21 protein-coding genes are annotated in these 22,355 nt (G+C 53.3%); 11 read left to right on the plus strand and 10 right to left on the minus strand.

Annotation, left to right across the window (positions count from 1 at the left end; genetic code table 11):
- The first annotated feature begins 109 nt into the window (after positions 1–109).
- The 6 genes from AC4ED1_RS00625 (at position 110) to AC4ED1_RS00650 (ending at position 7,025) form a co-directional block, all read left to right on the plus strand.
- The gene (locus tag AC4ED1_RS00625) at positions 110–1,588 is read left to right on the plus strand and encodes a methyl-accepting chemotaxis protein (RefSeq protein WP_490935465.1); all 1,479 of its coding nucleotides are present in this window, start codon (positions 110–112) and stop codon (positions 1,586–1,588) included.
- Between the two features lie 22 nt (positions 1,589–1,610).
- Entirely contained in the window at positions 1,611–2,825 is a 1,215-nt protein-coding gene (locus tag AC4ED1_RS00630) for an EAL domain-containing protein (RefSeq protein WP_490935466.1), read from the plus strand.
- A gap of 235 nt (positions 2,826–3,060) precedes the next feature.
- Positions 3,061–3,648 carry an ANTAR domain-containing response regulator gene (locus tag AC4ED1_RS00635; RefSeq protein ID WP_490935467.1) on the plus strand — a complete coding sequence of 196 codons (588 nt, stop codon included), beginning with the start codon at positions 3,061–3,063 and terminating at the stop codon, positions 3,646–3,648.
- Positions 3,649–3,692: 44 nt separating this feature from the next.
- Positions 3,693–5,090: an ammonium transporter gene (locus AC4ED1_RS00640; protein ID WP_490935468.1), complete on the plus strand. Its 1,398-nt coding sequence runs from the start codon at positions 3,693–3,695 to the stop codon at positions 5,088–5,090.
- A gap of 132 nt (positions 5,091–5,222) precedes the next feature.
- Positions 5,223–6,269, plus strand: a complete 1,047-nt coding sequence (locus tag AC4ED1_RS00645; RefSeq protein WP_490935469.1) for a DUF294 nucleotidyltransferase-like domain-containing protein — start codon at positions 5,223–5,225, stop codon at positions 6,267–6,269.
- Positions 6,270–6,278: 9 nt separating this feature from the next.
- Positions 6,279–7,025, plus strand: coding sequence for an exonuclease domain-containing protein (locus AC4ED1_RS00650; protein WP_490935470.1), 747 nt, complete (start codon positions 6,279–6,281; stop codon positions 7,023–7,025).
- 16 nt (positions 7,026–7,041) lie between these two features.
- Here the strand turns inward: AC4ED1_RS00650 and AC4ED1_RS00655 are convergent, their stop codons facing one another.
- The 3 genes from AC4ED1_RS00655 to AC4ED1_RS00665 are packed head-to-tail and all read right to left on the minus strand — an operon-like array spanning position 7,042 to position 10,852.
- Positions 7,042–7,809: a hypothetical protein gene (locus AC4ED1_RS00655; RefSeq protein WP_490935471.1), complete on the minus strand. Its 768-nt coding sequence runs from the start codon at positions 7,807–7,809 to the stop codon at positions 7,042–7,044.
- Between the two features lie 55 nt (positions 7,810–7,864).
- Positions 7,865–9,358: an FMN-binding glutamate synthase family protein gene (locus AC4ED1_RS00660; protein ID WP_490935472.1), complete on the minus strand. Its 1,494-nt coding sequence runs from the start codon at positions 9,356–9,358 to the stop codon at positions 7,865–7,867.
- Positions 9,359–9,367: 9 nt separating this feature from the next.
- Entirely contained in the window at positions 9,368–10,852 is a 1,485-nt protein-coding gene (locus AC4ED1_RS00665; RefSeq protein ID WP_490935473.1) for an FMN-binding glutamate synthase family protein, read from the minus strand.
- A 158-nt stretch (positions 10,853–11,010) separates the two neighbouring features.
- On the opposite strand from AC4ED1_RS00665, the gene AC4ED1_RS00670 reads away from it, so the two are divergent.
- The 5 genes from AC4ED1_RS00670 to AC4ED1_RS00690 all read left to right on the plus strand — a co-directional run bounded on the left by AC4ED1_RS00670 (position 11,011) and on the right by AC4ED1_RS00690 (position 16,440).
- Entirely contained in the window at positions 11,011–12,609 is a 1,599-nt protein-coding gene (locus AC4ED1_RS00670; RefSeq protein ID WP_490935474.1) for a spore germination protein, read from the plus strand.
- A gap of 22 nt (positions 12,610–12,631) precedes the next feature.
- Positions 12,632–13,879, plus strand: coding sequence for a Ger(x)C family spore germination protein (locus tag AC4ED1_RS00675; RefSeq protein WP_490935475.1), 1,248 nt, complete (start codon positions 12,632–12,634; stop codon positions 13,877–13,879).
- Between the two features lie 31 nt (positions 13,880–13,910).
- On the plus strand, positions 13,911–15,002 hold the full coding sequence (locus AC4ED1_RS00680; protein WP_490935476.1) for a GerAB/ArcD/ProY family transporter: 1,092 nt from the start codon (positions 13,911–13,913) through the stop codon (positions 15,000–15,002).
- A gap of 10 nt (positions 15,003–15,012) precedes the next feature.
- On the plus strand, positions 15,013–15,243 hold the full coding sequence (locus tag AC4ED1_RS00685; protein WP_490935477.1) for a hypothetical protein: 231 nt from the start codon (positions 15,013–15,015) through the stop codon (positions 15,241–15,243).
- 102 nt (positions 15,244–15,345) lie between these two features.
- A complete protein-coding gene (locus AC4ED1_RS00690; RefSeq protein WP_490935478.1) occupies positions 15,346–16,440 on the plus strand; it encodes an S-layer homology domain-containing protein in 1,095 nt (364 codons plus the stop codon).
- A 6-nt stretch (positions 16,441–16,446) separates the two neighbouring features.
- Here the strand turns inward: AC4ED1_RS00690 and AC4ED1_RS00695 are convergent, their stop codons facing one another.
- From AC4ED1_RS00695 to AC4ED1_RS00725, 7 genes are read right to left on the minus strand one after another with little or no spacing between them, the layout of a single operon-like run.
- Complete coding sequence (locus tag AC4ED1_RS00695; RefSeq protein WP_490935479.1) at positions 16,447–16,773, minus strand: ArsR/SmtB family transcription factor; 327 nt, start codon at positions 16,771–16,773, stop codon at positions 16,447–16,449.
- A complete protein-coding gene (locus AC4ED1_RS00700; RefSeq protein WP_490935480.1) occupies positions 16,763–17,263 on the minus strand; it encodes an NADH-quinone oxidoreductase subunit B family protein in 501 nt (166 codons plus the stop codon). The genes AC4ED1_RS00695 and AC4ED1_RS00700 overlap by 11 nt, the downstream gene beginning before the upstream one ends.
- Before the next feature lie 4 nt (positions 17,264–17,267).
- Complete coding sequence (locus tag AC4ED1_RS00705) at positions 17,268–17,636, minus strand: 4Fe-4S binding protein (protein ID WP_490935481.1); 369 nt, start codon at positions 17,634–17,636, stop codon at positions 17,268–17,270.
- Positions 17,637–17,675: 39 nt separating this feature from the next.
- On the minus strand, positions 17,676–19,265 hold the full coding sequence (locus AC4ED1_RS00710; RefSeq protein ID WP_490935482.1) for a hydrogenase large subunit: 1,590 nt from the start codon (positions 19,263–19,265) through the stop codon (positions 17,676–17,678).
- A complete protein-coding gene (locus AC4ED1_RS00715; RefSeq protein ID WP_490935483.1) occupies positions 19,265–20,737 on the minus strand; it encodes a hydrogenase 4 subunit F in 1,473 nt (490 codons plus the stop codon). Before AC4ED1_RS00715 ends, AC4ED1_RS00710 begins: the two co-directional genes overlap by 1 nt.
- 5 nt (positions 20,738–20,742) lie before the next feature.
- Positions 20,743–21,378 carry a hydrogenase gene (locus AC4ED1_RS00720; protein WP_490935484.1) on the minus strand — a complete coding sequence of 212 codons (636 nt, stop codon included), beginning with the start codon at positions 21,376–21,378 and terminating at the stop codon, positions 20,743–20,745.
- Between the two features lie 13 nt (positions 21,379–21,391).
- On the minus strand, positions 21,392–22,345 hold the full coding sequence (locus AC4ED1_RS00725; RefSeq protein WP_490935485.1) for a respiratory chain complex I subunit 1 family protein: 954 nt from the start codon (positions 22,343–22,345) through the stop codon (positions 21,392–21,394).
- Between the last annotated feature and the right edge of the window lie 10 nt (positions 22,346–22,355).

Consider the following 22,355-nt stretch of genomic DNA (forward strand, 5'->3'; position numbering starts at 1 on the left):
GAAGCCCCGCGCCTCCGGAGGTGGGCGGGGTTTCCCCGAAGTTTGTGCTTGCAGGCCGGATTTGCTTGGCCGCCTTTGTTTCGAAAAGCAAAAGGGGGGAAGAGGCATAGTGCGGTTTTTTCCGCTTTGGAGACATAACCGGTTTTTGGAAGAGATATTTGAAAAATTAGGAGACGGCGATTTGCGCATCCGTTTTGCCTTGCCGGACTCCGTGCAACGGGGCCATCCTTTCCGCCAAATTCTGCATAAAACGATCCGGACGTTTCAGAACCTGCTGCGGATCGTAAGCAAAACAGCCAAAAATGTCGACTCCAACATGCACGAACTCGCGTCCGTGTCGGCGAAAATGGTGGAGGAAGTGCAGACGGTTGCGGAGACGATGAATCAATTGGCGACAGGAATTCAGGGTTCGGCGGAAGAGGCGAGTCACGCGGCGGCGGAGATGGAGAAAATCCAAGGCCACATACGGGGATTGGTCGCGCGAAACGATCGGATTGTCGAGGCCTGCCTTGCTGCGGAGGCAGCCGTTTCGAGCGGGTTGTCGTCAGCCATGACGGCTGTCCGGTGCATGGAAGATCTGGAAAGACAAAACAGCGAGGTTGCGGAAGAAATACGGCAATTGCAGGACTTGTCGGAATCGATTTCCTCAATCACCCAGTTGATCAATTATATTTCCGATCAGACCAATCTGCTTGCGTTGAACGCCAATATCGAAGCGGCAAGAGCCGGAGAAAACGGCAAGGGATTTGCCGTGGTGGCCGACGAAGTGCGGAAACTGGCCGGCCAGTCGAAACAGGCGACGGAAAAAATCAACGGCCTGCTCGGTCAATTGCAAGAACGGATCCGGCATGCGGCCGACAACATATCGTCCGGCATCCGGCTCGCTTCTTCCGGATCGGCCCGGATTGCGGAAGCCAGCGCAGCTTACGGGAATATCCAACAGTCGCTGGTCCGCATTACAGGTGAAGCCAAAGGCGCCCGGGCGGATGTGGGGCATTTGGCCGAGAGCGCCGACCGGATCACCGATTCGCTAAATCATTCTTCAGCCGTTATCGAGCAGATCGCAGCCGCCGGCGAACAGGTGCTGGCGGCCGCGGAAGAACAGCAGGCGAACATGGAAAGATTGGACCGGATTATCAGGTCTACCGTCGGCCGGAACCGGACGCTGGTATCGGTTGTCTCCCAGTTTCAACTGCCCGATTTTCGGGAAATGAACCAAACGCAGCTTGCAATCGAGGGAGTGTTGGAAAAGGCCCTGGAAATTCGCGGCATTATGGTGGCATTGGTAAATTCCGAAGATTTGGCGACAATTAAGCAATTAAACGAGGAAAAGAACCGGGTGGAAACAGAACTGCGCCAGGCGTTGGCCAAAGTCAAGGATATGGTGTCGGACGAGCGGGATCTGCTTTTCTTTGAAAAGTTCGAGCAAGCGTGGAACGAGTTCAGCGCAATCAAAGAGACCAACGCCCGGTTAATGTTGCAGGGACAGGCCGAGCAGGCCCGTTACAATCTGGTTCGCAGCGGGCGGAGCAAATTTAAGGAAGTCATGGATGTTGGGATCGGTTGGCTAAAGCTTGATGAATCGTAATGACTATCCCGGAGGTGGCTTTATGCTGGATTTGCGTTTCACCGCGCCTGAAGAGCGGGAAATCATTCCGTTTTTTCAACCGATCGTTTCGCTGCAGACCCAGAAAATCGCCGGTTATGAGGTTTTGGGGCGAAAGGTTAGCGGAAACGTCGCGCACAGTCTGGGCCCTTTTTTCCAAAGCCCGGAGATTCCCGAGTCGGTTCATATCCACACGGATCGGATCATAAGGGAAAGGGCTTTTCGGCATGTTGCTGGCAGCAAAGCAAACCCGCTTTTGTTCATCAATTTAAAACCGTCCTGGATACTCCGTCATTCAAGGATGGGGAAAGAGCTTCCGCCCACTTTGCGGTTGCTGGAAAAATACAAGATTGCGCCGGAGCGGGTTGTCATCGAAATTACCGAAGAAGACTTTGCCGGAAATCCGGAAGAACTGGCGGACGCGATTGAAATTTACCGCGCGGCGGGATGTACGATTGCGATCGACGATGTCGGCAGCGGATTCAGCAATTTTGACCGGATCGCCCTGCTGCGTCCGAAAATCCTGAAAATCGATTTGAACATTGTCAAAAAGAGTGGCGCCCATGACGGGTATTCCGCTTTGTTGCGGTCATTTTCCGTTCTGGCAACCCAGATTGGCGCCTCATTGCTGCTGGAGGGCATCGAAACCAGACGGGATTTGCGCAATGCGCTTACGGTAGGAGCACGCTATGTCCAAGGGTTTCTCTTTTCCCAGGCGCTTTCCGATTTGCTTCCCGAACTGGCGTTTGAATCGATGCTGCGGGAAGAGACTGATGCGTTCGCCCATAGGGAGTTTGTAAGATATTCGGAATTGTATGCCATCGACCAACGGCTGAATCAGTTTTTGGCCGGGGCGATTCCCCACCGCTCATCCATAGCGACATCGGAGGACGCGGACCGGTTGCTCGAACAATTGATTCCGGCGGTAAGTACCCAGTGTATCCGAATGTACATTTGCCGGGAAAACGGCTACCAAATCTCGTCAAACTATCAACTCGTTAACGGGGAGTGGCGGCGGGAACCGTCGTTTCGGGGAACCAACTGGATTTGGCGCCCCTATTTTGTCCCCAACATTCTTCTGATGAAACACCAACAGCAGGGGATTTTGTCGCAGGAGTACGCGGATTTGGACAGTTCCCGCAACATTCGGACATACTCCCGGCCGCTCGGGAACGGCTTTTACATATTTATGGATTTGGACATGTCTATGGACGAATAAGGGAAACATCCGAATCAACGTAAACCGGCCCAAGTCAGAAGCGTGTAATAAAAAGTAACGCAATACGAAAAACAGAGAAAAAAACAGTGAAAACGATTTCTTTTGCGGATAATGTGTAATATTATCTTACATAAAGGGTTTGAATATTTTACCCAAACTGCATACAATACAGTTATAAATCAATTGTGTTAGAAAAATTAACGCAAAGGAGTGTGGGAAGTGTGAGGGGAGGCAGGTGCGCGGGGAAGCTGTTGTCGTAGGTTCCGGCAAGCGGTTGGCCGGCTGGCTGGAAAGTATCTTGTTAAGCAGTCCTTATAGTTTTCGTTTTTGCCAGGTTCCTTGCAAAATCTCCCGAAGTGCGCCCGCGCCGTTTTTTCGGTCCCATACGCAGTTTGTGATCCTGATGGATGATCTCGCGGACATGGCCGATTGGACACGGGCGATTGTGCAGGAAGAAAAGGGTCCCGTGCTGTGGGCGGTGGCCCGGTTGGACGAGGCAATCACGGACCATGCCGTCAAAGCGGGGGCCAAAGGGATCCTTGCGCCTACGGTTGACTCCCTGGCTGCCGTTTGTGCGATAAAAATGGCGATCGCCAGCTGGCAACGGGAAAACCTGTACCGGAAAAAAGCCCATCAGGCGGCGATTCATCTGCAGAACCGCAAAAAGATCGAAAGGGCGAAAGGGATTCTGATGGACCGGTTCAAGCTGTCGGAGGCGGAAGCGTACGAGCGAATCCGGCGCGAAGCGATGAACCGCAGAAAGAGCATGGTCCAGATCGCGGAAAGTGTGTTGCTTTTGGAAAACTTGAAAGGTATGTCATGAAAGTTGACGTTATTGGGCTGATGTGAATGAATGGAGGGGAACACATGAAAAAAATCTTGACAATGCTGTCGTTCATTCTGTTTGCTTTCGCCGGGCAAGCATTGGCGGCGGGCGAGGAACCGACCGTCAAGGACGCGATTCAGGCCGTTGACGCCGTTTGGGTGGTGGTGGCTGCGGTGCTAGTGTTTTTCATGCAAGCCGGTTTTGCCCTGCTGGAAGCGGGTGCCACCCGTATGAAGAACGCGGGCCACATCGCTGGCAAAAACGTCCTTAGTTTCGCGATTACCACACTCGTTTTCTGGGCGGTGGGCTTTGCCATCACCTTTGGTGTCGGGAACGGTTTTATGGGGACCAGCGGTTGGTTCCTCAATGTGGCGGACGATCAGGTCAATGACGTGTTCGCTTCCCTTTCCTGGGCCAATGTGCCGCTTGGCGCGAAGTTTCTGTTCCAGGTCGTGTTTGCAGGTGTCTCCCTGGCGATTTTCTGGGGCGGTATCGCCGAGCGTGCCAAGTTGATCGTCTACTTTGTGTTTGGCGCCTTGTTTATCGCCATCATTTATCCGGTCATCGGGCATTGGGTATGGGGCGGCGGTTGGTTGTCGAGCCTTGGCATGCAGGATTTTGCCGGTTCCACCGTCGTGCACTTGGTCGGCGGCACCGCAGCGTTGGTGGGTGCTCTGCTGTTGGGACCGCGGATCGGCAAATACAACAAAGACGGCACTTCCAACATTATTCCCGGCCATAACACGGTGTATTCCGTATTGGGCGTGATCATCCTCTGGTTCGGCTGGTTCGGGTTTAACCCCGGTTCGACCATGGCGGCAAACGGCGCTTTCTTCCCTTATGTCGCCTTGACGACGAATCTCGCGGCGGCAGCCGGCGCGGTGGCGGCTTTGTTTACGGTGTGGGCGGTCCTTGGCAAGCCCGATATCGGCTACATGTTAAATGGGGTTCTGGCCGCCCTGGTCGCGATTACCGCTTCCTGCGCCTTTGTCAAACCCTGGGCGGCAGTGGTGATCGGCGCGGTTGCAGGGATTGTTATGGTATTCTCGGTGCTGTTGTTTGACCGTGTCTTGAAAGTCGATGATCCGGTCGGGGCGTTTTCGGTGCATGGGGTTGCCGGAATCTGGGGGACCCTTTCCACGGGGCTGTTTGCGGCACCCGATCTGGTTGAAAAATTGGGTGTCGGCAAGCCGGGGCTGTTCTACGGCGCCGGATGGGAACAACTCTGGGTGCAGTTTGTGGGAGTGGCGGCGGCGTTCGCGTATGTATTTGTCGTTTCGTTTATCATCATGTATCTGATCAAGGTAACGGTCGGTTTGCGCATCAGCCGTGAAGAGGAGATTATCGGCCTTGATATCAGCGAACACGGCTCGTCGGGTTACCCGGAACAGCTTCCGCACGGCGGAACGTACGGAAAAGGGCATGCCGAAGCGCATTGATCGGAAATATGGCGGGTTTGGCAAAGAGACGTTTTCAGGGGTAACTTCGGTTGCCCCGTTTTCCCTTGTTTTTAATTTTTAATGTCCGCCGCAGGCGAATCGGCAAGGACTTGTTGGAAAGGAAGTGATGGGGTGCAGTGGGACCGGGAACCGGAGTTGACACAAATCTTGCGAGACATCGAGAATGCGGCTGATTTTTGCGAGTTGCGGGCGATTCACGACCGGATGCCTGCCGTTGCCGCCGAATGGAGAAATCAAGGGGTCGGTTCCTGCCGGATACTTTCTTCTGTAAACGAATGGCATGACAAGCTGATTGCCCGCACCGTCGAACTGGTGCTGGCCGATATGGAGAGCGCCGGTTTGGGAACGCCGCCATCCCCGTTTTGCTGGCTGCTGTTGGGAAGCGGCGGACGAAGGGAACAGACTTTGCATCCGGATCAGGATAATGCGTTGGTGTACCTGGATGACACGGATGCGGGGGCGTCCGAAAGACAGGCCGCTTTTTTTGAAACGCTGGCGGAACGGGCTGTAACCCGTTTGGCCGGGATCGGATACCCTTATTGCTCCGGATTCGTCATGGCGACAAACAAGCGGTGGAATGTGTCTCTGCACGGATGGCGGCAAAATATCGAATCCTATTCGAACTTCCCGGATTGGACCAATACCCGTTTCCTGATGATGATGGCGGATATCCGCGCCGTCCACGGCGACGCCGGATTGGCCGTCCAGCTGCGCAAAGAGCTGGTGGAACGGATCCGGCACCATTCCTTTGTCCATTGGCAGGTTGTCGAGCATGGTCTGGCCGATCGTATTCCTCTGGACTTTTTGGACCGGTTGCTGGTCGAACGGCAGGGGGATCACAAAGGGGAGCTAAACATCAAAGAAGGCGGATACCTGCAAGTTGTGAAGCTCACGAGGCTTTGGGCGGTGGCGAGCGGGATTGGCGCCGCTGCGACCGAGGAACGGATCACGGAGTTGAAGGCGATGGCCGTATGGGACGAAGCGCTGGCCAGGCGGGTGACGGAAGCTTTCCGCACGTTCGCCGGACATCGGCTCTGGAGCAACTACGTATGTCCGGATTCTTTGTCGGCAGGCGAGATCGAGACTCTCAAAGAGGCGATGAAGACCGCCAAATATTTGCAGAGATTTTCTTCCAAGCATTTTCGCAAACCGAAATGAGTGAGGAATATGGAGCAAAATCGAATCGGATTTTTTCGCCGTTTTCTGCAGTCACGGGCTTCCAATCTGCTGTCGGTTACCGCGGCAACTTCACGCGAAGAGATGCAAGCGGAAGCCTTGATCCGTCACTTGTTAAAAGAAGCCAGGACAAAGGAAGCGTGGGACGCGCCGCTGCGCGAAACGCGGTTTGTTGTTGTCGATACGGAAACGACCGGTTTTAATCCCAATACGGATGCGATCATTTCAATCGGAGCGGTCGAAATGCAGGGGGATCGGATCCTGCCGGACAGAACGTTTGCGTCGCTGGTTCGCCCGGAACCCGCCAGAACGATTCCGCCGGTTGTCGCCAAGCTTACCGGGATTCGCAACGAGGATGTGGCGGCAGCACCTTCGATTGCGGACCTCCTGCCGGGATTTTTGGAGTTCGCAAAAGAAAGCGTACTGGTCATGCATCATTCCAGCCACGATGTCCGGTTTTTGAACGCGGCGTTGTGGCGCAAATCACGTACCCATCTGACGCACCGGGTAATCGATACCTACGATGTGGCGAAATGGCTGCATCCAAGATGGAACCGGTACAGCCTGGATGATCTCCTCAAAGCGTACAATATCCCGGTTGAAGGACGGCACACGGCGATCGGCGATGCCAGAATGACAGCCAGTATCTGGAAAATCCAGATCGGCGAAGCATTACAAAAAGGGGTCGCCACATTGGGCGATTTGTACGAGCAAATCGTATTGGCGAAACGAGCGTAGAAAACGGGCGCACGATTCAGTGCTGCAGCATATTCGCCAACTGCAAACCCTGAAGCATCTGCAGCAATTCCTGGCCTTGCGGGTTTTGTTGCTGCTGTTTCTGATTCTGGTTTTGTTTCCGGGCTTCCGCCAATTGTCCGAACTGCTTGAGCAAATAGGCGGTTTGCAGGCTCTTAAGCAATTCGTCCAGATTGTCCTTCAGATCGCCTTGCTGCAGTAGGTCCAGCAACGCCATCTGCTGCATCAGATTCGACTGCTCCTGCTGCTTGTTTTTTTGTCCAACTTTTACAACCCCTCGCTTGTTTTTCTGCTGATTTTCCTTCAGGGATTCGAGCAACAGCAGTTTTGCCAGCAAATCCTGCTCGTCAGCTTGAGGTTGCCGGTTCCGGTCCTGGGTTTGCGAACCTCCTTGCTCATGCAGCGATTGGGACTGCGTTTGGGATTCGGATTGGAACCCGGATTTTGCCTGGCCGTTGGTCAGTTGCGAGATGTAATCGGCATTTCGTTTCTCGGTGAACACGAACGCTTCTTGTGAACCCGCATCTACGACAAAATAGGTTCCCGAGCCGAAACTGTCTTCCAGCTCGATTGCACCGTCCGCGTTTTGCAGCTCGTTTTGTTCTTCCGGATCCAGCGGCATCTTGGGAATCGCCTCCAGGATCTGCAGCGAGGTATCGCGGGATACATGGGACAAGCTCAGCGCCTGCGCGATCGAATCGTGGATTAAGGCATGCAAGGGAAGAGATAAGGACCGGCATGTGCGATTGATAATATCCTGATCCAAGCGGACCCCTCCTTTTTCGGTTTAGAATTTCCCCGCTACCCCGGCGTCCATACCGTTATCTGTCTGGCAAATTCCCCCTGCTTACTTTTTTTGTCCGCCGGAATTCTTTCAGCTGAAACGCTTTTGTCTTTGCAGCCGGGTTGCCGCCGGAATCGTAAGCGAGACGGACGTTTGTCACCTTGCTTGTCCATTCGTCGAGCGCCGCCAGATCGCGGCTGTTGATTTGACGCAGCGAATTTTTCCCGAGCGCCCGGATTGCAACCTTTATCTCTTCCATGCAAGAGGTGAAAAATTTTTCCAGGCTTTTGGCGGCTTCCTTTTCATTTAACTTGTCCGTCAGTTTTCCCGGATAAAAGGCGATTTCCGTCGGCGGCTCCCAGGGAACGGCTTTTGTAATTTGGGTATGCGCCATGGCCCAGAGAGCGGCAGTTCCGATATAGATCGCATTGGCCCCCAACGCAAGGGCTTTGAGGCACTGGCCGGGATTGGTGTATCCGCCGCTGCTAATCAGGGTGATCCGGTCCTTGACCCCCCGCTTTTTGAGATATTGAACGCTGCGGGACAAGGCGTAAATCGTTGGAAGACCAAAATCGTCCTGCAAGATGGGGGCGGATTCATTGATGCCGGCCTGTCCGCCGTCGACCGTGATAAAATCGACGCCGGCCCGGATGGCGATTTCCAGTTCTTCTTCCAATGCATGGCTGGCTCCGATCTTGACCCCGATCGGGACCCCATCTGTGATTTCCCGGAGATTTCGCACCATATATTTGAGATCCTCGGGACTGTTGAAGCCTTTGTGACGGGAGGGGATCAGCAACGGGTCCCCCGGCGGAATATGCATCATTTGCGCGGCTTTGCCTTTGATCAGTTCAGCCGGAGTATAGGTTCCCATGCCCGCCGTCGCCCCTCTTCCGATGTAGATCTCAATCGCGTCCGCCTGCTTAAGGATTTCCGGTTCCTTGGTCCAATGGGCCGGGTGGTATTGCAGAATGAGATGCTTGGCACACCGCCTTTCTTCCGTTAAAAACGCTCCTTCCCCCACATTTGAAGCGCTGCCCACGGCGGCCATCGCTTTTGCCATTGCGATTTTCGCTTTTTCGCTCAGCGCAACTCCGTATCCCATGGGGGCCATCAGCAACGGGATGTCAAGCTGTAACGGTTTTTTGGCTTGGGGACCGATGATGACTTTTGTGTCGACCGGCGTGTCCTCATGGGCAGGTAACGTGGCCAACTGTGCCGGGGAAAAAATCAGTCCGTCAAAATTGAGGAATTTGCGCGGGGTGCCAAAGGGTCGTTTGATGACTTTTCCCGAATGGGCACGCAGGCTGTTTTCAACAACGATCCGCGGACTTATCCGGGTCATCGCCGTCACCATTTCCCACAAGTTTTCGGAATACCGGTCTTTCATAATCCGTTTGATAAACAGACCCGTTCCCCATTTGATGGCGGGTCTTGCAAACAGAATCCCCATCATGCCGAGAAAAATGACCGACAAGAGTCCCCCGATAAACGATCCGGTCAGGAAAACAAACCAATTGGCGCTTGTCATCGGCGTTCCTCACATCTGCTGGTTAGTGTGTGTTCCTGTTTTGATCCTTCGAAAATGCCGGATTTTGAAATCCGTTTTGGTTTTTGGGGCATTGCTAGCCCCGTAAGCCAAAGGAACTTTCGTCACTTTGCTGGTCCATTCGTCGAGAGCGACCAGGTCGCTCTTGTTCACCTGGCGCACCGAATTTTTTCCGAGCGCGCGAATTCCGACTTTCATCTCCTCGACGAAAGACTTGAAAAAATTTTCGAGGCTCTTTGCCCCTTGCATTTCGTCGAACCGGTCGGTCAAAATGCCGGGGTAAAACAGCAGTTGTGTCGGCGGTTCCCACGGCAACGATTTTGTTACCTGGGTATGAGTCATCGCCCATATGGCGGCGGTTCCCAGGCAGATCCCGTCGGCGCCCAAGGCGAGAGCCTTCAGACAATCCCCGGGCGTGGCGAAGCCTCCGCCGACCAGGAGACTGATTTTTCCTTTTACACCGCGCTCCTGCAGAAAGTCGACAGCCCGACACAGGGCGTAAATGGTCGGAAGGCCGAAATCGTCCTCCAAAATCGGCGGACCGCCTTTGGTTCCGGCCTGTCCCCCGTCGATATTGATGAAGTCGACGCCTGCCCGGACGGCGATTTCCAAATCGTCTTCCAGTTCGATGCTGGGGCAGATTTTCACTCCGATCGGGATTCCGTCCGTGACCTCGCGCAGCCGGTGCACGAGGGATTTCAGATCGTCCGGCCGATTGATTTCCCGATGGCGGGAGGGAATCACGACCGTTTTGCCCGGCGGCACGTCCAAAATCTGACGCGCTTTGCCTGGCATGTATTCGGGCGGGATAAAGCTGGCCGCGGCGGCTGTCGCTCCTTGCCCGATGTGGATTTCGATCGCGTCGGCCTGCTTCAGGATGTCCGACTCCTTTGTCCAATGTCCGGAATGGTATTGGTAGATCAAATACTTGGCGTGCGCCCTGTCTTCCTGCAAAAAACCCCCTTCGCCCGTGTTGGTGGCGGTCCCAACCGCCGCCGTCCCTTTTGCGATCGCGATTCTGGTCTTTGCGCTGACTCCGATGCCATATCCCATAGCTCCCATGAGCAAGGGAATGTCAAGGGTTAACGGTTTTTTTGCCATGGGGCCGATGACAATTTTGGTGTTGACCGGCGTATTCAGATGGGCGGGCAATACGGCCAGCAGCGCGGGGGAAAAGACCAGACCGTCAAAATTGAGAAATTTGCGCGGACTTCCGAAAGGCCGTTCAATGACCGTCCCCCATTCGGAACGCAGGCTGTTTTCAACCACTGTAGTCGGCGGAATGCGGGTCATTGCGGTCATCATTTCCCAAATGTTTTCCGCATACCGGTCGGACATCAGCCGTTTGAGGAAGTGGCCCATCCCCCATTTCAGCAAAGGCCTTGCGAAAAACACGAATAACAGTCCCGCAACCAGCAGGGCAAAAAGCGTTCCGGCAAATGTGCCGGCCACCAGCGACAACCAACTGACGTTCATTTGCTTCCCTCGTTTGATCACGTTTTCTGTTTGCGTTGATGCATTTGTCTCTTATTATGTGCAACTTATTCTTTTTTATCTCGCTTTTTCTTGCTTGTATAAACTTATCCGGGATTGGAAAGCTATATCCAAATTCCGCATTGACCCGGGAGGCTTGCATGGATCGATTTTCGAAGCGGAAGCGCGGGAAGCCGGTCTATCCGAAAAAGTTTCAGGAACTTGAGGATTTGACTTCACTGGACGAACAGATCGGCACAAGCCTGCAGAACAATGAACTCGTAATGCGAAACATATTCAAAAACTGTTCCGACATCGTGTTCCGGCCGATCAAAATTCATGGGCAAATCCAAGGCCTTGTGATCTATGTCGACGGTCTGGTCGATCAGCAACAACTGGACGTGGCCCTGTTGAAGCCTTTGCTGTTTGAGGGGCTGCAGCAGCAGTTTGGCGCGGCGGAGCGGGTTGTACAGATTCTGGAAGAACAGCTTGTCGCCATCGGGCAGATGAAGGCGTCGACCAAGGTATCCGAAATTGTCCGGGGAGTTCTGAGCGGCGATGTTACCATATTGATTGACGGGGAAAGCAGAGCTTTAATCTCGAGCATCAGGGGCTGGGAGACGCGAAGCATTGAAGAGCCCGCCGCCGAAACGGTTATCCGCGGACCGAGGGAAGCGTTCACGGAAAACATCCGGACCAACACAAGCCTGATCCGCAGGAGACTGCGGACGCCGCGGCTGAAAATGGAGGCTTTGACGATCGGAGAGATTTCGCAAACCGATGTGATCATCGTCTATCTTGAAGGGATTGCGACCGATTCGGTTGTGGCGGAAGTCCGCAAGAGGCTTGCCCGGATTCGGGTGGATGGAGCGTACGAATCGGGAATTATCGAGGAATTCATCGAAGACCAGACCTACACTCCGTTTCCGCAGATGCTGGTGACGGAACGGCCCGATTACACAGTTGCGAATTTGCTGGAAGGGCGGATTGCGATTCTTGTGGATGGAAGTCCGATTACACTGGTCGTTCCGATGACGTTCTGGGGTTTTTTGCAGGCGGGCGAAGATTATTATGAACGGATGTTCATCGCCAACTTCATCCGGTGGGTCCGCTTTCTTTTTCTGTTTATTGCGCTGCTGCTGCCTTCCCTTTATGTGGCGGTCACCACTTTCCACCAGGAGATGATTCCGACCAATCTGCTCCTGAGCTTTGCGACGGCAAGGGAAGCGGTTCCCTTTCCGGCGCTGGTGGAAGCTTTGCTGATGGAAGTTACCTTTGAAGCATTGCGGGAAGCAGGGGTACGTCTGCCGAGACAGGTCGGGCAAGCGGTCAGCATCGTGGGGGCGTTGGTCATCGGACAGGCGGCCGTGCAAGCGGGAATCGTCTCCGCGCCGATGGTAATTATCGTGGCGATTACGGGAATCGCGTCTTTCTCGATTCCCCGTTTCAATTTTGCAATTGCCATCCGGATCCTGCGGTTTCCGATGATTCTTCTGGCCGGAACGTTCGGACTGTACGGAATCACGATCGGGCTGCTGGCGATTCTGGTCCATCTGGCAAGCCTCCGCTCCTTTGGCATTCCGTATTTCTCGCCGGTGGCGCCGTTGACGCTTCAGGAATGGAAAGACGTATTCGTCCGGGCTCCCTTATGGACCATGCACCTGCGGCCGCGGCTGACAGCCTACAAAAATCCGCTGCGGATTCCGCGGGGGCAAGGACCGGATCCGAAACCGGGCAGCCGCAACACGGAAGAAGAATAACGATCGGAAAGGAACAGGAAACATGAAGGTGAAACGGGCCATTGGCTGCATGTTGCTCTTGTCTTCACTTGTGACAACCGGCTGCTGGGACCGCACGGAAATCAACGACATTGCGTTTTTGATGGGGACGGCATTTGATCTGACGGAAGAAGGGCAATTGCGGGCAACGATCCAGGTCGCCATCCCTGCCGGAGCGGCGGGGATGGCAGGCGGGCAGGGAGGAGGGGGAGGCGGCGGAGGAGGAGCGGGGGGCAGAATGGGACAGAGTTTCTTTGTCGCAACGGCAGTCGGACGGGACACCCACGATCTGGAGCAAAAGATTCAGGAGAGTCTCTCCCGCAGGATTTTTAAGGCTCACCGCAGGATCGTCATCATTGGGGAAAGGTTGGCAAGGCACGGGATCAAGGACGTCCTGGATGCGCTCGGCCGCGATCCGACCAGCCGGCTACGGACCTATATCCTGGTTGCAAAGGGAAGGGAGGCGGCGGAGTTGATCAAGGTCAACCACCCCTTTGAACGCATTCCTGTCGAAGCTGTACGGGAATTGGAGCGGTTGGGGATCGGTACGGTCGTCACCTTGCGGGATTTTGTGCTCATGACATCCGGGGAGGGAATTGTGCCGGTGGCGGGGGCGCTCGAAACGGTTGCTCAGCCGGAAGCGCGGGAATCAGGCCGGGGAACGGGCCGGGATCGCAATCAGGAATCCAGGTTTTACAGGCTTTCCGCGACCGCCGTTTTTAAACACCTTAAGTTGGTTGGCTATTTGGACGATGAAGAGACAAGGGGATTGCTTTGGATGACGGGAAAACTGAAGCGTGCGAGCATCACGGAATATGTGCCGGAGGGCCGGGGAAACGTCAGCGTTGAACTGATCAAGGCGGAACGGAAGATCAGGCCGGAAGTGCGCGGGAACCGAGTCAAAATCGACGTGGAGCTAAAGGGGGACGTGGTGGTTCATGAAAACAACACCAATTTGGATTTGAGCCAAACGAAAAACATCCAGGCTGTGGAAAAGGCTATGAAAAAGCGGGTTGAAGGACGCGTCCGGCAAACTCTGGCAAAGGCACAAGGGGAGTATGCGGCGGACGTATTCGGGTTTGGCCAGGAGATTTACCGGGCAGCCCCTAAACGCTGGAAATCCCTGAAGGGACAATGGGAGAAGAAGTTTCCAGAAACGGAGATTTCCGTTGCGGCCGATCTCCGAATCCTGCGGACGGGCATGTCGGGTCCTTCCCTGCATCTGAGGGAAACGGAAGTGAAAAAGCAATAGACGTGCCGGGCACGGAAGGGGGAAACAGAAAATGCTGGTCAAGGAAAAGATTTCTGGCGTCCAGTTGGGTCTCTTATTGATTCCGCTGGTGACGGCGACGGCGATTTTCTCCGTTCCCGCGGTGATCACAGGCTTTGCCAAGCAGGATGCCTGGCTGTCGATGGTTCCCGCTTCGATAACGGGGATTTGGAGCGTTCTTGTGATGACCGCTTTGGCGAACCGGTATCCCGGAATGTCGCTGGTGGAATACGGTTTTAAGATTCTTGGGAAATGGCCGGGTACCCTGCTGGCCCTCTACTTTTCGTTTCATTTGATTTTTTGGCTCTGTTTTATCGTCACCCGGGAGCATACGGACTTTATTCTGTTAAGCGCGTTGCCGCGTACGCCCATGCTGGTGGAGATCGCGCTGTTTATCAGCGTTTGCGCGGTTGCCGCTTATGGCGGAGTCGAGGTGATCGCCCGGTGCGGCCAGTCTCTGGTTCCCATGCTGGTCTTTTTTTTGGTCCCTTTCTTCCTTTTATCGCTGCCCGACATGGATCCCAACCGGTTGAAACCCGTCCTGGCGGAAGGAATACTTCCGGTGTTAAAAGGCGCGGTTATGCCGTCCGGGTGGATGGGCGAAGTTTTTGTGATCGGATTTCTTCTGCCTTATCTGAACCAGCCGGGGGAAGGGCGCAAGGTGTCGCTGGTTGCTGTCGGCGTGATCGCCTTGGTGCTGACGACGGTCACTTTACAGTCGTTCCTGATATTTGGGGGATTGACTCCCAAGTTTATCTATCCTTACTTTGAAGTCATACGGTTTATCAGCGTTGCCGACTTTTTGGAACGGATGGATCCGGTGATTGTCTCCGCCTGGACCCTTGGACTCTTTCTAAAGGAGTCGCTGCTGTTTTTTGTTTCCTGCCTCTGTGTCAGCCAGCTTTTTGGAGTCCCGGATTACCGCGTGGTGGTCGTGCCGCTTGCTGTGCTGACTTCAATCGGAACAATCTGGGCTACCAAAAACACGGCGGATATGCTGGAACTCGTGACGTACACATTCCCGGTCATGGCTTTCGTTACGCACAATCTCATCCCCACGGCGCTTTTGCTCATCGATTCGCTGAAGCGAAGAAAAACGACATGAGGTGAAAGAAATGACGGGACAGATGATCGGCTTTCTCCTGTTGCTTGGCGTGGCATCCTTTGTCCAAATGCGATCGTTGCTTGCAAAGGGACAAAAAAAGGAAGCCGCGGTATATGGCGTCCTAATGGGACTGGCGGCAGTCATCGGCTCCCTGCTGATCGCCGGCGTGGAGGTTCCGAGCCCGGCGATTCCACTGCGGGCGGTGTTTGAGCCGATCGGGAAAATGATTCTTCAGAAGTAATCGGAGCGAATTTGCCAAGGAAACGGTTGCATAGTAAACTTGTAATAAACGGCAGTAAAATTGCAAAAACGCAGGTTGAAAAAGAGAATGGAGCGCATGGGGATGGAGCGTATGAGACAAGCGATGGGGTTTCTGCTGGCCGCCGCGGTGACGGCCGCGAGTACGCCAGCTCATGCGGAATTGTCCGATACGTTTAAGCGATTCAATCCGGATATTTCGGAAAAACAATATCAATTCGTGCACGAATACATGGAGAAAGCGGAACCGATGCGGAAAAGGTTCCGGGAAGGCGAATTGGAAGTGACGCTTCCAAAAGCCCCGCCGGAATATTTCTGGCGGATTCAAAAGGGCGATTACACCGTCTACGAAGGCGAAGGGGGGATCACGATCACACACTCGTTCGACCTTGCTTCCGAGACGAATTTTTACTTTACGATCCTGCGAAAGCCGGGCCGCATCATGGATAAAATGGTGTATCAATGGGACCCGGAGACAAAAAGGATGAAGAGCAAAAATTATGAAACATTGCTTGAAGAATTAAAACGGGAGATGGCGAAGGTACTCGGCGAAAATTCCCCCGCCCTGCCGGCGGCGCCCACCACCCCACCGGAAGATGTGCCTTTTCCGGGCCTGCCTTTTGTCGATATTGCGGATCACTGGGCGAGAGACGCGATTTTGCGGGCGGCTCACAACGGCTACGTCAACGGTTATGGGGACCGAACCTTCAAACCTGACAACAACATCACGCGGGCCGAATTCATAGCGATGTTGGCAAAGGCGCTGCCATTGGAAACAACGGGCAAACCCGCGTCGGTCTTTACTGACGACGCCGGCTGGGCGGAAGGAGCGATTCAGGCGGCAATCGAACAGGGAATTATCGATCCGGCGGACTATCCAAACCAAAAATTTGAGCCGGACAAAAACATCACCCGTCAGGAATTGGCTGTGTTCACCGTTCGGGCGGCCGGTATGGAGGGGAGAGCCAAGAACACCTTCATCTCCAATTCGAGCGGCGATTTCTTTACCGATATGATGCGGATTCCCGAACAGTGGAGAGGATATGTGAAAGTCGCCAGCGATTCGGGAATCGTCGGAGGATACGAAGACGGTTCGTTTAAACCAGACAACCCGGCTACCAGAGCCGAAGCCGTGGCCGTGGTCCAGCGCATGCTCGACAGGCTTAGGCTTGAAAGGTGAGCGTGTTTATTCTTCGTTGAACTTATCCAGCATAGAGATCGTATCGATCAGATGGTTGTTAAAAATTTGACGGGCAACGGCTAGCAATTCTTTGATCATGGGATCCCGCAGCGAATAGGTGACTTTATTCCCATCCTTTGTCCCGTAAACAATGTTTTTATTACGCAAAATAGCCAGTTGTTGGGAAACTGTGGAACCTTCGCTTCCAATCAATGTCTGGAGCTCATTCACATTTTTATCTCCTTCCGACAACAATTCGAGGATGCGAATGCGCAAAGGATGCCCCAAAGCTTTAAAAAAATCCGCTTTGAATTGCTGCAGTTCAAGATTCAACTTCCATCCCCCCGTTCATCTTTGAAAGTTTTTCATACTGGTCCAACGCCTGAAGGATTCCATCAAGCATTGCCTGTGGACGCGGGGGACATCCAGGCACATAGACGTATACCGGTACGATTTTATCCACCCCGCCGTGGTTGGCATAGGTTTCGCCGAATATCCCGCCTCCGCAGGCGCATGCCCCAATTGCCACGACCATCTTGGGATTTGCTGCGGCGTGATAAGTTTTTCGAAGCGCTTCTTCGAGATGCCGTGTGGCCCCTCCTGTAACCATCAACATGTCCGCATGCCGGGGGGAAGCCACAAAATCGATGCCAAACCGCTGAATGTCATAGATGGGATTCAATAAGGCGCTCATTTCAAAATCGCATCCGTTACAAGAACCCGAATCCACATGCCGGATATGCAGCGACTTCCCCAGAACTTCTTTGATTCTCGTTTGCAGTTTCGTTCCCAAATCCATGTCTTGCCCTTTGCCATTCCCCATTGTATCATACTTCCTTTCCAACAGGCGCCAATTTCAAAGGTTTTCCGGACACCCGTAGGGTTTGAATCAAGTCTTGCTTGTTTTTCGTTGCAAGGCGGTATTCATTCGTCGTTTGAATCGTCCCGGTTTCGCAAACTTCCGCACAAATCCCACAAAATATACATTTGGAGTAAGACAACACAAGCTCGGAAAAATTATTTTCTTGATGAAATTGGATGGCCCCTGTTGGGCAAGACGCGGCACATGCTCCGCAATCGGTGCACTCGTCTGATACAAAAACCGGTTTGCCACGGAACCGGGAAGGAGCCGCTTCCAGAGGCATTTCTTTTGTTACCGTCCCGGTTCGCAAGATTTTCCGAAATATGTCAAACATCGCTCCTCACTCCTTTTACACTTTCATGATCGGTACATTTCATCGGTCGCAACACGCGTAGCACAACTCAAAACTTTTATTGATCAACGGAAAATCCGGGACAATATTTCCAGTCACCGCAAGGGGGACGGCTGGCCAGTTGCTGTATGTCGCAGAACGAACCCGGTATCGGTACACGGTCTGCTTCGGTCCAATCATCAGCCAATGCACGGTCTCTCCCCGCGGGGACTCTGTCCATCCCATCGCCCATTGATAGGGCGGAAGTTCCGGAACCGAGGCTGCGACATTTCCGCCGGGAAGCTGATCCAACACTTGGCGGACGATTGAAAAAGATTGAAAGATTTCATCTATCCGAACCCGGACTCTTGCCAAAACATCACCCTCCTGATAAGTTGGAACGTCAAATTTGACCCGGTCGTAGGCAGCGTAAGGCTGGTCGCGCCGCACATCCGTGTTTCTGCCGGAAGCCCTTGCCGCAACGCCTACAACTTCCATATCATTTGCCTGTTCAAGGGTAAGCACTCCGGTAGTCGCCATCCGGTTCACAGCGATTTCATGCGAAAGCAGAATCTCTACAAGCTCTTTAAATTCCCCCTCGATCTTCTGCAGAGTTGCCCGAATATCCGCACAATCTTGCGGCGTCAAGTCAATCCTTGTGCCGCCAAGTTCCACGATCCCCCGTAAATAGCGGTGGCCAGCGATCCGTTCATTGAGTTGCAACAGTTCTTCTTTCAGCCTTGCCCCCTGGCTGATCCCGACGGCAAACCCAAATCCCGCGCACACATTCCCAACATCCCCGATATGATTGTACAAACGTTCCAATTCCAAAAACAGGGTCCGCAAATACTTGGCGCGGGGCGGAATCTCCACCTGCCCCGCAGTTTCGACCGCCTGGGCAAAAGAAACCGCGTGCGACAAAGCACACACCCCGCAAATCCGTTCCGCCAAAAACAACGCTTTCCGCAACGGCATGCCTTCACTGGCTTTTTCCAGACCGCGATGCGTATAGAAAAGCCTTGCATCCAGATGCAAAACGGTATCGCCGACCGCACCGAACCGAAAATGGCCGGGTTCAATGATTCCCGCGTGGATGGGACCCACCGGAATTTCTGTGACGTCTTCTCCCTCGTATCGCATGAAGTCTTCACGGCTTTGCACCCTTGGCACCTTCATCTGAATCGGAAAATCCTTGCGCAGGGGGTGCAGTTCTTCCGGCCAGTCTCCGTGCAGGACAAGCGGTCGCGGGTCCGGATGTCCCTGCGGCCGAAGCCCCAGCAAGTCTTTGACCTCTCTCTCATACCAGTTTGCCGCAGGTAAATCGGTTGCGACAGACGGAAAGGTGGGATCCGGTTCATCGATCAAAGTTTTGACGGTAATGAAATGATGGAACTGATCAAACGAAAACACATAATACAACGCAAAGGAACCTGTTACATTCCGTTCGTCGCTGCCGACCATCGTAAACAACCGTCCCCCTTTTTCTTTGCGGAGAAACCGACAAACTGCGGGAAGGTCGTTTTTTTCTATCATGATAACCGTTTCGTTCTGCGTGCAGCCATCGACGGACAGCAGTTTCCGGCCCAATTGCTGGTTGATTCTTGAAATCAGCTGTTTTTTGTTTTTTTCCATTATCGGTGTACCCCCTGTAAGACCTCAGACACCTGATGGATCGTGTCGCTCAGGAAAGGCGGGACATACAGTCCGCAGATTACAACCATCGCCAACGGGATAAAAAGGGCGGCCGTTGACCAGCGGTCGATTTCTTTCTTTTCCAATTTGGCAGGGGCTTCGCCAAAGGCAATTTTGACAACGTAGTAGATCATGCCGGCAAAGATCAGCACAACCGACAGAACAAACAGAACGGTTGCCCAGATATAACCTCCTGTAAACCCGGCCGTCATAATGGTAAATTCACTGATAAAAATATTAAAGGGAGGAGCCCCTGTGATGGCAAAAGCCGCAATCAGAAACATACCGCCCGTTGCAGGCATTGCCTGAAGAATTCCCGAGATCCGGTCCATCCGTTTTGAATGATATTTTTGATTGATGTTTCCCGCCGAGAAGAACAGGAGGGACTTTGCCATCGAATGATTGAACATGTGGAGCAAGGCCCCGTAGTATCCCAAAGTTCCGCCAATCCCGACCCCCAGCGTGATGATTCCCATGTGTTCCACGCTTGAATACGCCAACATCCGTTTCAGGTCGTGTTGGACCAGGATGAAGGGGACGGTAATGGCAATCGACAGAAGACCAAAGAAGATCAAAAATGGAGCCGCTTTCCCGCCAAGGGTTGTATTCGCTATGGAAAATACGCGGAATATCCCGTAGAGCGCAGTATTTAACAATACCCCGGACAACACTGCGCTCACAGGCGATGGCGCTTGGCTGTGTGCATCCGGCAGCCAGAAGTGCATGGGAGCGAGACCTGCCTTTGTTCCAAACCCCACCAATACAAAGATGAAGGCAAGCAAAATCCATTGCGGATTCAGATGTCCGGCTGCTTGACTTAAGACGCTCCAGTTTAAAGCCCGGGGATCTTCTCCCAGAAAATGAATCCCCGACAGGTAGATGAAAATAATCCCCAAAAGGGCAAACGCGATGCCAACGCTGCCGATAATAAGATACTTCCACGCGGCCTCCAGAGCCGTTCCTTTTTTGTAAAAAGCGACCAATAACGCCGAGACCAGCGTGGTCAACTCGATTCCTACCCACAGCAGCCCCAGATTGTTCACGACGCTGACAGCTAGCATCGTAAATAAAAACAGGTGGAACCATAAGTAGTAGAGGCGAAACTGCCGCGGTGTAATGACCTCTTCGCTGATTTCGTGCCGCATATAGCCAACCGAATAAAGGGCGGCGGTAAAGCCAACCAGAACAATCAACGAAATATTGAACGCACCCAAGGCATCGACATAGACAAATCCGTTCCCCCCTGCAATCGGAGAACCTGTCAGCACTTGAAAAGCGGTCGCGAGACCGGCCAACAGCATCAGGAATGCGCCTGCCGCCTGTACCTTTTCACAGGCGCTTTGGTTTTTGATCCTCCAGGCCAAAAGCCCTGTTACCAGAGGAAGTCCCAACAACGTCCAGATCCAGCCCATTTCCGTCATCCCTTCAAATTCCGCATCTTTTCCGTATTTAAACTCTCGAAAGTCGAATGAATGCGAAACGATAAAATGCCAATCACGACTACGGTCACAAGCATGTCGAAAAAGATTCCCAGTTCAACCATCAGCGGCATTCCGTAACTGAGCGACTCAGCGACCAAAAACAATCCGTTTTCAATGGTGATCAGTCCGACCCCTTGCATAATCGCTTTCTTGTGATCGATCATAATAAAAGTCCCCAGAAAAATGAGAATGATCGAAACCGCAAGGTAGGGTTCCCCATGTTCCGTACCGGGCAACTGAAGGCGGGATGTGAGGTAAAACCCCGCCGCCGACAATGCCAGTCCAATCAGCAAAGCGACGTATTTGGACGTAAAACGGTCCACTTCCCGTTTGATATCGATCTTTTTGATGGTGTACCGCAGAATGTATGGAATCACAACCGCTTTTACCAACAAGGTAAGAACCGCCGCGGTCAGCAGATGAGTGATGCCCGTTTTGTACCACATTGCACCTGCCGTAATCGAAAGGATGACCGACTGAAACGCCAGAATGCCGACCGAATCGCTGATTTTCCGGATTTGGAACAACATCAATGCGCTGACCAGCAATAGGATGGCGATGATTTGCTCCATTTCTGCCCCTCCTTTACTCCGCTATCCGAATGAGAATCGCCAGAATCGACAGGATCATCGAGGAAACCAGCAATTTGGGAACCTTAAAAATACGGATTTTCGCATAAAGAGTTTCGATGCATGCCAACAAAATCCCCAGTACAGCGAGTTTCAGCAGGTAAAGCAAGAACGACAGGAGGATTCCGCCTGCGTTCCAGTCCGCCGCCAGTCCCCAAGGAAAGAAAAGATTGACGAAAAGACTCAAAATCAACAATTGTTTGATTTGCGCCGCCCACATCATCAAGCCCAGATAGCGTCCGGAATATTCCAGCAGCATTCCTTCATGAATCATCGTCAATTCCAGGTGAGTGTCCGGGTTGTCAACCGGAATCCGGCCTGTTTCGGCAATCACCACGATGAACATTGCCAAAAAGGCCAGCGCGTAAGCAGGTTCGCTCCAATTCCATCCGTGCGAAGCAAGCGCTTGGATCAACTGATTGAGTTTCGTCGTTCCGCCGGACAGCAGTACGGCAAAAACAGCCAACAACAAGGCGGGTTCCGCAATGGCGGACAAAGCCATTTCCCGGCTCGATCCCATTCCGCCGAAAGAACTTCCCGCGTCAAGAGCGGTTAGAGCCGTAAAAAACCGGGCCAAACCAAACAAATAGACGAGCAGGATCAGATCCCCGACAAACCCTAGGGGGGTATCAGCCAAAAAAGTCGGCACCAGAAGTCCGGCTGTTAGGATGGAGGTAAACACGATGTAAGGGGTGGCCACTGTCAGCCAGGAGGCGTGACGGGAAATGACCGCATCCTTTTTCATGTATTTCACCAGATCATAGTACGGTTGCAACACGCTCGGACCGATGCGATTCTGTAAACGGGCTTTGCTCTTTTTGATGATTCCCTGAAGCAGCGGAGCAACCAGAAGCAGCAGAACCGCCTGCAGAAACGTCCAGCCGATCGTCAATCCAATATGTCCTGTCATTTGCTCTCAC

Source organism: Effusibacillus sp. SKA8, assembly GCF_058273125.1.